Origin of the sequence: Aeromonas sp. MdU4, assembly GCF_041929505.1 — a bacterium.
Classification (GTDB): domain Bacteria; phylum Pseudomonadota; class Gammaproteobacteria; order Enterobacterales; family Aeromonadaceae; genus Aeromonas.
The window spans coordinates 102396-113068 of the sequence record NZ_JBHFMW010000025.1; the positions used below are offsets into that span (position 1 = coordinate 102396).

At 50.0% G+C, this 10673-nt stretch carries 9 protein-coding genes; 1 reads left to right on the forward strand and 8 read right to left on the reverse strand.

The features are described from left to right. Positions 1 to 32: 32 nt before the first annotated feature. The 6 genes from galU to ACE1BR_RS15930 all read right to left on the reverse strand — a co-directional run bounded on the left by galU (position 33) and on the right by ACE1BR_RS15930 (position 5900). Positions 33 to 911 (reverse strand): UTP--glucose-1-phosphate uridylyltransferase GalU, encoded by an 879-nt coding sequence (galU, locus tag ACE1BR_RS15905; protein ID WP_374871919.1) that lies wholly within the window; start codon positions 909 to 911, stop codon positions 33 to 35. Positions 912 to 999: 88 nt separating this feature from the next. Beyond that, on the reverse strand, positions 1000 to 2220 hold the full coding sequence (locus tag ACE1BR_RS15910; protein WP_374871921.1) for a sugar transporter: 1221 nt from the start codon (positions 2218 to 2220) through the stop codon (positions 1000 to 1002). A 15-nt stretch (positions 2221 to 2235) separates the two neighbouring features. After that, complete coding sequence (locus tag ACE1BR_RS15915) at positions 2236 to 2886, reverse strand: ABC transporter ATP-binding protein (protein WP_374871923.1); 651 nt, start codon at positions 2884 to 2886, stop codon at positions 2236 to 2238. A gap of 11 nt (positions 2887 to 2897) precedes the next feature. Then, positions 2898 to 3698 (reverse strand): ABC transporter permease, encoded by an 801-nt coding sequence (locus tag ACE1BR_RS15920; RefSeq protein ID WP_374871925.1) that lies wholly within the window; start codon positions 3696 to 3698, stop codon positions 2898 to 2900. A gap of 64 nt (positions 3699 to 3762) precedes the next feature. Next, positions 3763 to 5514 (reverse strand): polysaccharide biosynthesis/export family protein, encoded by a 1752-nt coding sequence (locus tag ACE1BR_RS15925; RefSeq protein ID WP_374871927.1) that lies wholly within the window; start codon positions 5512 to 5514, stop codon positions 3763 to 3765. 17 nt (positions 5515 to 5531) lie between these two features. After that, positions 5532 to 5900: a hypothetical protein gene (locus tag ACE1BR_RS15930; RefSeq protein ID WP_374871929.1), complete on the reverse strand. Its 369-nt coding sequence runs from the start codon at positions 5898 to 5900 to the stop codon at positions 5532 to 5534. Between the two features lie 1190 nt (positions 5901 to 7090). Here ACE1BR_RS15930 and ACE1BR_RS15935 point away from each other — a divergent pair. Next, positions 7091 to 7615, forward strand: coding sequence for an acyloxyacyl hydrolase (locus tag ACE1BR_RS15935; protein ID WP_374871931.1), 525 nt, complete (start codon positions 7091 to 7093; stop codon positions 7613 to 7615). Positions 7616 to 7699: 84 nt separating this feature from the next. Here ACE1BR_RS15935 and dcuC read toward each other — a convergent pair whose 3' ends face one another. Together dcuC and pepT are read right to left on the reverse strand one after the other, a co-directional pair. Next, the gene (gene dcuC, locus ACE1BR_RS15940) at positions 7700 to 9073 is read right to left on the reverse strand and encodes a C4-dicarboxylate transporter DcuC (RefSeq protein ID WP_374871932.1); all 1374 of its coding nucleotides are present in this window, start codon (positions 9071 to 9073) and stop codon (positions 7700 to 7702) included. Between the two features lie 9 nt (positions 9074 to 9082). Next, positions 9083 to 10321 (reverse strand): peptidase T, encoded by a 1239-nt coding sequence (gene pepT, locus ACE1BR_RS15945; protein ID WP_374871934.1) that lies wholly within the window; start codon positions 10319 to 10321, stop codon positions 9083 to 9085. Positions 10322 to 10673 lie beyond the last annotated feature (352 nt).

The window sequence follows — 10673 nt, forward strand, 5'->3', positions numbered from 1 at the left end:
ACCTGAATATAGAATGTATTTATGGGCATGTTTTACACTATGGAATGAATATACTCCTTGAATTCATATTTAAGCTGGTGATGGCGCAGCCCATACTCAACAAATGCCTTCATATATCCCAGTTTATCGCCACAGTCATGCGACTTGCCCTGAAGACAAAAAGCGTCGACATCTTGCTCTTGTATCAGTGTGGCAATGGCATCGGTCAATTGAATTTCATCGCCCGCCCCTGGCACGGTCTTCTTCAGATGCGCCCAAATGGCAGGTGAAAGCACATAACGACCAACAATCGCCAAGTTTGAAGGAGCCTCTTCTTGCGCAGGTTTTTCAACCACGGCGTCCATCCTGGCGGAGATGCCAGCATCAACCTGTTGTCCACCACAATCTACCACACCATATTTAGATACTTGACTCCACTCAACAGGCTCAACCATCACTTGTGAGCGCCCGCTCTCCTTGTATTGGCGAATCATCCTGGCGAGATTATCCTGTTTCAGATCAGCAGCCGCATTATCCAGCAGCACATCGGGCAGAACAACGGCAAATTCACTGTCACCTATCAAAGGATATGCACACAAGATGGCATGTCCCAATCCCTTTGCTTCCCCTTGACGCACATGCATGATGGTGACGTCTTTGGGGCAAATAGACTGGATCTCATTAAGCAACTGGCGTTTTACCCGGCTTTCCAGAGTAGCTTCGAGTTCAAATGATGTATCAAAATGGTTTTCGATAGCATTTTTCGAAGAATGGGTCACTAGCACAATATCCTTTATACCGGCAGCGATACATTCATCAACCACATATTGAATAAGTGGCCGGTCAACAATTGGCAACATCTCTTTGGGAATGGCTTTGGTAGCAGGAAGCATACGCGTGCCCAACCCTGCAACAGGAATAACAGCTTTCATTATATTCTCTTCTTCTATTTATTATTGATAACAACCCGCACAGCCAATAAAAACCAGACTGGCATCCCGTAGTGATTTTTTGGTAAAGTTAATCCTGGTGCTCCCGTAAAGTAGCCAACCCCATAATAACCAGCCCGTAAAACAGACACAACAATACTGCAACGGTCGCCAAATTATAGAGACGACGTGGATATTCAGCCTCTTCCGCCAACGTTGGCTGTACGACTACCAGTAAATGTTTCAATTTTCGATAGGCTTCCACTCTAGCCTGCTCCAGACTAATCAGACCGGTCTTGTAAATATCTGCAGCCAAACTAGCCTGAGTTTGCAAATCCAAATAACGAGCAGTGATCTCGTTCATCGCTTCGGGAGCAACATGATTGCCGCTATCATTGGTGGTCAATTTGGCCTTTTCCTGTTTCAGTTGCTTGCTTAACGCATCAACACGGCTTTGCACCGACACCACCCCTGGCGCACTCTCTTTCATGTAGCTACGCAATTGCTTTAGCTCTGCCTGCTGGCGAACCAGTTCTGCTTCAATTTCGCTGACTACCCCAAGACGCGCACTGCTAGTAGATTCCGGGCTTATCAATTGGTGGCTGTTTTGAAATGCCAACACCTTGTCTTTTTCATCTTGTAGCCGTTGATGGGCACGATTGACCTCTTGTTCTACAAAGGCAAGTTGATCCATGGCTACCTGATGACCCAATTTGTTGATGAAGGTCTCAGCCTCTTTCAGCATCAGGCTTACCACCTGCTGGCCATATTCCGGATCAAAGGCCTGCAATTCTATGGTCAATACCCCAGACAACTCATCAAGGTGCAAGGTCAAATGATCGAGATAATATTCAAGAAACTCCTCCCGACTCGCCTCACTGGACAAGCGCGAAAAGATATCGATCCCACTATCTTGATAATGTGATTTCAACGCCAGCTCGCGATCGAGCTTGGCCAGCAGATCGGCTGAGCGCAGATAGTTTTGTACCAATAGCACATCCTGATGGTTGCTCCCCCCCAGCCCAAGCATCGACAGCGCATCGGGCAACATTTTAATCTGTTCCGCATTCTTGATGATAATATTACTTCGACTGACATAACGATCGGTTGCTATCCCGCCAAAATAGATCAATGCCATAGAAAAACAAGCGACCACCCATAAAAAGCTGCCCAATTTCAAGCTCTGCTGCCACGAACGATGTGCAATTTGATATCCACTGGAATCAATAAAAAATTGCTTAGGACTATTACTCAGCTTGCGAAACTTGCGAACCAAGCGTGAGTTTTTTTCAGATTTAGTTATTTGAGTCATAATGAATAAAGCTTATTAGAGATTCTGATATATTTGGATGGCGTCATCGATATTATCGAATACTTCCAGTTGGCTATTGCGCAATATAATTCCCATATCGCACTGCTGGCGTAGGTTTTTCATATCGTGCGATACCATAATCAGACTGGCAGTTTGGCGTTTTTTATTAAAAACATCCTGACATTTTTGCTTGAAGCGTGCATCACCCACGGAAGTTATTTCATCAGTGAGGTAAATTTCAAAATCAAAGGCCATGCTGACAGCAAATGAGAATTTTGACTTCATCCCACTCGAATAACTCTTGATGGGTAATTCAAAATGCTGGCCAATCTCGGAGAACTCTTTAACCCACTCTTCAACCGCATGGCTATCTCGCACACCGTGAATACGGCAGACGAAACGGGTATTTTCTCGTCCCGTCATGCTGCCCTGAAAGCCCCCCCCTAGTGCCAGCGGCCAGGAAACCCGACAGTGGCGGGTTACCTTACCTTTGCTTGGCATATCCATGCCACCAAGCAACCGCAACAAGGTGGATTTTCCAGCGCCGTTAGCCCCCAGAATACCGATATTGCGATCCCTGGGCAAAGTAATAGTTACATCACGCAATACATAGTTACGACCAAACTTTGTAGGATAATACTTACTGACATTTTCGAGGGTGATCATCTTTTTTCACTTTAACTGGCGATAAGACGGCGATGGCTCAGACGATAACAACTCATCGCAAAGGTGAGCAGCACTAAAGTGACGGTGGCCAAATAACCACTACTCACATTAGGACTTTGGTAACCGGCCAGCCAGCCGCTACGAATTAACTCCAGGGCATGCACCAACGGATTCCATAAAAACCAGTGCTGGTATTGCGAAGGGATAGTCGCCAGCGGATACATCACGCAAGAGATAAAAAGCAGCGGCATCATCAGTAGCCCCAAAAATTTATCTGCCTCTTGGAACAGGCTACATATAACGCAAAAAACAATCCCCAAGGAAAAAGATAATATCATTAACAACAAGTAATAGGTAATAACCTGAAGCGGGTCTGCAGGTATGGCAGCAAAACCAAACCATAATAGACCCAGAACTAAAATAATACCAACCATCATGCCAATTATTACTTCCAGCACAAAGCGGGCAATAAAGGTAGCAAAAGGGGTGACTTGTCGATAACAAAAGAGCCCCATATTGGAACTAACTGCCGATTGCAACTTACTTACCACATTTTTGAAAAATAAAAACGGCAAGTATCCCGCCGTAATAAATAGTGGCGCTGGCGCCCCTCCAAAGCCGCCCTGACCACGAAGGCCAAAAATCAGGCTAAAGGCACTAAGCATCAACAACGGATCAAGCAGGGCCCAAGCGTAACCCAACCGGTAACTACCAAAACGGGTTTTTAGCTCACGAATAAGCAGACCAAACACGACATCACGCAGCACCTGCAAAGAGGTACGCGGAGTCTGATTGAGTATCGGTTTATGCATTGGTGTTCTTTATCATTTGACAGGCTTGCCAATCGGCAAGCCTGCTTATGGAGACCAATCAGATTTACTTGATCGCTACGTTGGCAGCCACGGCAATCTGATAGATGATTTGGGTAACGTCTTTGACCGATTGCATGGTTTTGCTATCCACCTTCGGCAGCACCAGGATCTGATCCCCCGGCTGGACACTCCCCTGCCCTTTGAACTCGACCAAGCCATTGGCATGAACAACCGCAATGCGCTGGTCATTGGCACGTTCAGTAAAACCGCCTGACCATGCAATATAGTCATCCAGGTTTGCCTTGCCGTTGTAGACCACAGCTTGCGGCATCAGCACTTCCCCACCGACCTGAATAAGATCTGTTTTATTGGGAATGACGATCTGATCGCCCTGTTCAAGCTGAATATTGGCAATGATGCCCTTATCAGCGACCACAACCTTGCCAAGCGGCTGCACTTTTCTCGCTTTTTCGACAAACTGCATCACCAGCTCGGCCTCTTTGGCCCGGATAGTCGCTTCGCCATCCGAACTGGCTGGCGCGGTAAAAACACTGCGCTCCAGTCGATTGAGCGATTCATCCAGCATCTCTTTTTGCCGCGCAGCCACACTCTTGCGCATCAGATAGATGGATTGGTAATCAGCCAGTTGTGGATCAATCGGGATATGATCGAGCAGGTCGTGCAACTTGGTCTGCTTGCGTACCGTGAAGTAGGATGGCCCCATATAGCTGCCAGAGACCTGCACGTCATAAACCTGAGCATGCATATCATCGTTAAACAGCACCTTGTCGCCATCTTTCAGCTGAATATTGGCAAAATCTTTGTACGGTAAATAGACAGAGAAGGGTCCCTTGGCTCTATCCCCGATTACCCCGACATGGCTTACCTTGGCAAGCGGCAAGGCGTAGTTGATAAGCTCAGAACCCTGAGTGTTACGCTGGGTCAGTTCAAACCGAAAAGGATTGCGCACCTTGCCAGCTACATTGATCATCGGCCCTTGCGGCTCAACCAGGATCACATCTTGATCCTTAAACGCCAAGGTAGGCATTTTGCCCTGTTGCATGAACTCATAGAGATCAACCTGCTGCACAACCCGATTCTGGCGCAAGACCTTGATCTGGCGATAGCTACCTCGCTCGGAATCAATACCACCAGCACGCTTGAGAAAATAGAGCACACTATCGGAGGATTGACCGGCATATTGCCCCGGACGAATAACTGGGCCAGTCACAAATACGCTCACTGGTGTTGCAGTAAGCAAATTGACGTAGACATTGACATTGTTGGTGAAAACATCACCAATCCGGCTTGTCACCAGCCCATTCACCTTGCTGGCGGCTACATTCTTGACATTGATTGGGCCCACATCAGGAATAAAGATGTTGCCCTGATTATCAACCGTCACCACATTGGAAAAATTGACTGCCCCCCAGATCCAGATATTGAGTTTGTCACCTGGAGCAATCAAGTAATTGTCATTCAAACCATCGCTGCGTTCGGTCTCATATCCCCCGGCAAACAAGTTGGCTCCGTAGGGAGGAGGCAAGCCAGTTTCCGCTTGCGGTAGCAATTTATGTACATCGACTTCACCTGGCAATAACATGCCTTGCCGATTTTGCTGGGCAAAAGTGCCGGTTGTGGAGTCGGTGTTGGCTTGACCGCTTTGTGCAGAGAGCGGGCCTTTATTACTCGTCAGTTGATAACCGAACGTTTGTCCATTTGCTTGCGCCAAATTGGGCGCACTGGCAGAAAAAACGGGAGAAGAGGCCGTAAATAACCAAAAAACAATACTCAAACGACTAGTGTTAATCTTCAAAACCTGACCCTTCGCTATTACTCGGCAAACAGGTTGCCCAGAGATGCTTGTTCCAATTGAGGAACCTGATACCACTGTTCTGCACTCTTGCAGGCAGCACTTCTTTGCTGATGGCCTTGCTGATAACTGAACATCAGTTCAACACAGTCACGTCCCAATGCTGAAACATAACGTTGACCCAAGGTGAAAGTGGTGGTGTTGTGACTAAACGTTGCGCCTTGAGGCAAGGTATTAAGCGCTTGTTGTACATTGCTTGGCAAAGCGGGGTAAGCCATATCAACCGGATTGACCAAAGGACGAGAGGCCTCGACCTGCTTGGGTTGATATGCGCAGCCCCCGAGTTGAAAGGCAAAGAGTATCGCCAAGAACCGGGTTGCATTATTCATCTATCAATATTTCCCACATGCATCATTTGTTAAATAACTAGAGTTAATACTTCAACTTTTTCGCTAATTTATTTCCAACATGCTCAACAGGCTGTTTGTTCAACAAACAGCCTGTTGTCTACTGATTCAAACCGTTGACTGCAGGACGATTTTTGCGCGTCGACTCTTCCTGACAGACTCTGCATATTAAAATGAATCAAGCAACCCCCAACACGCTCCACTCCACACTGACATAACATATGTCACATGTTCATGGATCCTGAGGGTCATTAACTGAAGTGAATGAAATCGCAGAGTCAAATTTTGGAACGTTTACTACAGATGACAGAAAGGGGGACTATACATACTTTCAGGTAGTAGGCAATCTCTTGGGTGTACGGTGCCAGTTGCAGTAGACATAGCTACCGCACGACGATTGCCACAGGGTTAAATAGACATAGCTACCGCACGGCAATGACACGTTCCCGGGTGAAAAAACGGACAAATTGAATGGAAAAACCAAAAAAGGGATGATAGCGAGGCTCTGTCAGTTCATAAAACCAACAAAGTTAACTGCAATGTAAACACCAACCCGTGCATGCAAACGTCACCATGTGACGAACACTATGCTTATTTTTATTTGCCGCAGATGCTACCAACCAGCCACGATTGGGTCAAGACTCAAAAAATTCTTACCACCATTCAACTCAAGGTAACAAAATGAAGGTAAGTAATTGTTTTTAAAAAACTTATAATTAAGCCAAAAACTCTATTTCAAATGAAATTTAGCAATATTAATAGATGTGACGATAAGATTTTTTATTTAGAAACTTCTGAATTACGTTATCCCAATGTGATTTAATTTGTTTTTGGGATCTGGCGCTATTGAAATACCCCCTCAATTATGATAAACGAAATTCAGATCGATAAAGTAGCACTCACTTACCAGTTTTGATATTCCAATTAATCAAACTATCCATATACAAAAACCAAACATCTCCCGTTCCCATCAGCCACTCAGCTATATCTGCTCATTTAACGCTCAACAACGAAGCAAGCCCAGCTGATGGTAAATTGCATATTAAGTGCATTTATTCACCGCCGCTGTTTAGTTTTTTATCAATAATTGACAACCCTCTCGCCTGTTGACTATGCCTAATATGTGACCGATGGATACGGCACCACGGCATAACAATCAGGTTGGAGGAAGCATGGACGCTAACACTCTATTACGCTGCGGGTTGCTGGCTTCGCTAATTGCCAGTAGCGGTGCAATCGCCAATGACAACATCGTGGTCTTGCAGCTCGGCACAGCTTTCAGCAATGAGAAACTCGATATCCATATCGCGGATGCCAAATACCACCATATGTTCTGGCGCTGGGGAGATTCAGGCTGCCAATTCGGCTTGGGGGCTCGTGCCGGGGTACTCAAGGTAGAAGATGAAGAAACAGCCAGACTGGGAGGCGGGGCGCGTATCGAATGCCAATGGGGAAACTGGGTAGCCTGGATTCCCGGCGATGTGCTCTGGCTGGAACAACATGAATTCGGGAAACTGGGCCACAACCACAAAGACTATGGCGGCCCGTTCCAGTTCTCTACCGGTCTCGGTCTGGGCTATGCACTGACCTCAAATTGGCTGATCGGCTATCAATACGAACACATGTCCAATGCTTATATGTATGACCATAATCCGGGGCTGGACAGCCATACGCTCCACATCGAATACCGTTTTTAGCCCAACAGGCTCAGCCTGTTATCAACGCAGCACAGCATAAAAAGCCTTCACTTTCGTGAAGGCTTTTTGTTTATGCCTGTCCCGTTACAGATAGAAGAGACCTACGATCAGAATGTGAGCGACAAAACCGGCCATCAGGGGGACCGAGGTGCGCTTAATCACCGCAAACGGGGTCAGCTTGGCACCGCTGGAGACCGCGATGATCACGCCGGATACTGGCGACATGGCACGCCCCATATGGGAGGCCTGCTGCATCGGCAGGATCATGGCGGCGGTGTTGACCCCCATGCTGGCCGCAATCTGCGGGATCAGCTCGACAAAGGCGAGGAAGGGCGCATTGCCGGAGCCCATGATGATGGCAGCCGCCAGGGTCACCAGCGCAAAGACGATAGCCATGGCAAAGGCCGGCAGCCCCACATGCTCGGCCCCGACGATCAGGATGTCGATCACCCCCAACACCTTGATGCCGTGGGCGAAGATCCCCGCCGCTACCAGCAGCCCTACCACGTTGCTGAATGCGGAACCCATACCGTTTAAGAAGTGGCTGAAACCGCCGCACACCTGCTTCATGTCACGGGTTCTGGCCGCCTCAACCACCATGCTGATAAACATCGAGATCATCACGATGGTGATGACGTTGAGCTTGATGTGATCAACAAACAGGGAGGAAAATCCTACCGCCATGATGATGGGCAGCATTGGCAAGATGGCATAAAAACCGGGCACACCCACCTGCTGCGCCGACTCATCCACTGCGGCCGCCCCCTGGTGCTGGTGCCCGTCCTGCAGATCGCAACGACGCTGCCAATAAATGTGCATCAGCCCCACTACCAGCACGGTCGCGAGCGCGGCCGGTCCCTGATAGGTGTAGACATACTCGATCACGTTGTGACCCATACCCACCGCATCGGTCGCCCGGATGGCGTCGATAGCGGTCGGGGTATACGCCACGCCGAGGGAGGTGGCAATCACCCCGGCTGACGAGGCAGCCGACAGCCCCAACCCGACCATGATGGGGAAAAGGGTTGCCATCAACAGCACCGCCAGACCGGTCGCCGAGGGGATCGCCAACTGCAAGCCACTGGCCAGCAGATAGGAGAAGAAGAGCAACACATAGGGAGAGCGCAACCGGCGCAATGGCCGGATGGCGATGCGCACCACCGCATCGTTGGCACCGATATGATCCATGTAGTGAGCAAAGCCCATCAGCGCCATGATCATCAGCCCCAGATCCGCCGCCCGCGAACTGAACAGATCCCGCATCACTTCAAAGGGATCGAACAGGGCAAGCCCGGTGCTCGCGACCCCTTTGGGCAGCACACTCCCCCACCCTGCCAACTGGCTTGCCACCATCAGCACCAGACCGGCGGCAAACAGCACCGGCTCGGCCCGATAGCCTTTGAGGATCAACCTGGCCACCAGCACGATGACCAATACCGCAATAACTACCTGAAACATGACGACTCCTTAGCGGCTGAAACGGGAGTGAGTGAGCTTGATGATCTCGACCACCACGGCACTGGCCGCCTCAAGGGATTTGACCGGCAGATACTCATAGATGGAGTGGAAATTGTGAGCACCGGTGAAGAGGTTCGGGCAGGGCAATCCCTTCTGGGAGAGCACGGCGCCGTCATAACCGCCGCGCATCGGGATCGGCTTGGGGGTGATCCCCAGCGTTTCATAAGCGGCCAGCGCCAGCTCGATGGGATAACGATTATCGCCCTGCAAACTGTTGAACACATTGCTGTAGCGATCACTCAGGCTATAACGCACGCTCTGCTCACCCCACAGGGCCTGGCAGCTCTTGCCGAGGGTGTCGAGCAGTGTCATCCGCTGTTGATAACCCGCTTGAGTGAAGTCACGCACATCCAGCTTGAGCACGGTTTTGGCGCTGTTGCCCTGCATCTGCTTGACCCAGTAGTAACCCTCGCGCCCCTCGGTATATTCGGGTGCTTCGCCCCCGGGCAACATGGCGATAAATTTGTGCGCCATCAGCAGGGAGTTTTTCAGCTTGCCCTTGGCCGACATGGGGTGCGCCGAGGCACCGTGAAAAACAAACTCCGCATCCCCCGCATTCCAGTTCTCATAAACCAGCTCGCCAATCCCGCAGCAGTCGAGGGTGTAGGCGAAGTCAGCGCCAAAACGCTCGGTATCGAACGCCTTGGCCCCGCGCAATCCCTGCTCCTCGTCCGGTACCAGACCAATTTTGATGGTGCCGTGGGGGATCTCCGGATGCGCCTGAAGGTAAGCCACCGCATTGACGATGGCGGCGATGGCCGCCTTGTCATCTGCGCCCAGCAGGCTGGTGCCGTCGGTCACGATGATGTGATCGCCAACATAATTGGCCAGCTCGGGAAACTCGCTCTGACGCAGGGTGATCTGTTGCTCGGCATTGAGGCAGATATCCCCCCCGTCATAAGCCACCACCTTGGCATGGGTATCAGCGGTGTGTTCGGCGCTGGTATCGAGATGGGCAAAGAACGCCACGGTGGGCAGATCCCCGCCCACATTGGCTGGCAGAGTGGCGGTCAGGATGGCGTTGTCCGCCACCTCCACGGTCAGACCCAGAGCAATCAGCTCCTGCGCCACCTTGTCAGCCAGCACCCGCTGCCCCGGGGAAGAGGGCATCACCCCGGCCGCCCCCGCTTCACGGTTGGTGGTGGTGTTGATGGCGGTGTATCCCAAAAATCGGTCGACAATATGCATTGCGGTAGCCTTGTGAGTAGTTACGGAGACATTCCGTGACGAGATCCGGCGGTCCAGTCGTTGATTGCCGCAATATGCAGCGATAACGCCTTGGATTAACGAGAAAAAACAAGATGGATAAGAACCGGCCCAGTCCCGTCGGATGACAATGAACCGTGACATGTACCACAAGATCAGCGCAGCAAAACAGAGGAATAGCCCAAAGTGGGTAGTTGATCACACTAGTTTTCAGATTTTTGGCGGTACAAACCATGCTTATGGCCCGAATGAATCAGCCATCCTTGCGATCAGGCTGCGCGGCCATTGGCATTAAGCCATGGCCACCTGATGACCATCACATTCGATGAAACCG

Excerpts from the sequence above, each read along its gene's own strand:
- galU (WP_374871919.1), bottom strand. The coding sequence starts at position 911 with ATGAAAGCTGTTATTCCTGTTGCAGGGTTGGGCACGCGTATGCTTCCT.
- ACE1BR_RS15920 (WP_374871925.1), bottom strand. The coding sequence starts at position 3,698 with ATGCATAAACCGATACTCAATCAGACTCCGCGTACCTCTTTGCAGGTG.
- ACE1BR_RS15930 (WP_374871929.1), bottom strand. The coding sequence starts at position 5,900 with ATGAATAATGCAACCCGGTTCTTGGCGATACTCTTTGCCTTTCAACTC.
- ACE1BR_RS15915 (WP_374871923.1), bottom strand. The coding sequence starts at position 2,886 with ATGATCACCCTCGAAAATGTCAGTAAGTATTATCCTACAAAGTTTGGT.
- dcuC (WP_374871932.1), bottom strand. The coding sequence starts at position 9,073 with ATGTTTCAGGTAGTTATTGCGGTATTGGTCATCGTGCTGGTGGCCAGG.
- ACE1BR_RS15935 (WP_374871931.1), top strand. The coding sequence starts at position 7,091 with ATGGACGCTAACACTCTATTACGCTGCGGGTTGCTGGCTTCGCTAATT.
- pepT (WP_374871934.1), bottom strand. The coding sequence starts at position 10,321 with ATGCATATTGTCGACCGATTTTTGGGATACACCGCCATCAACACCACC.
- ACE1BR_RS15910 (WP_374871921.1), bottom strand. The coding sequence starts at position 2,220 with ATGACTCAAATAACTAAATCTGAAAAAAACTCACGCTTGGTTCGCAAG.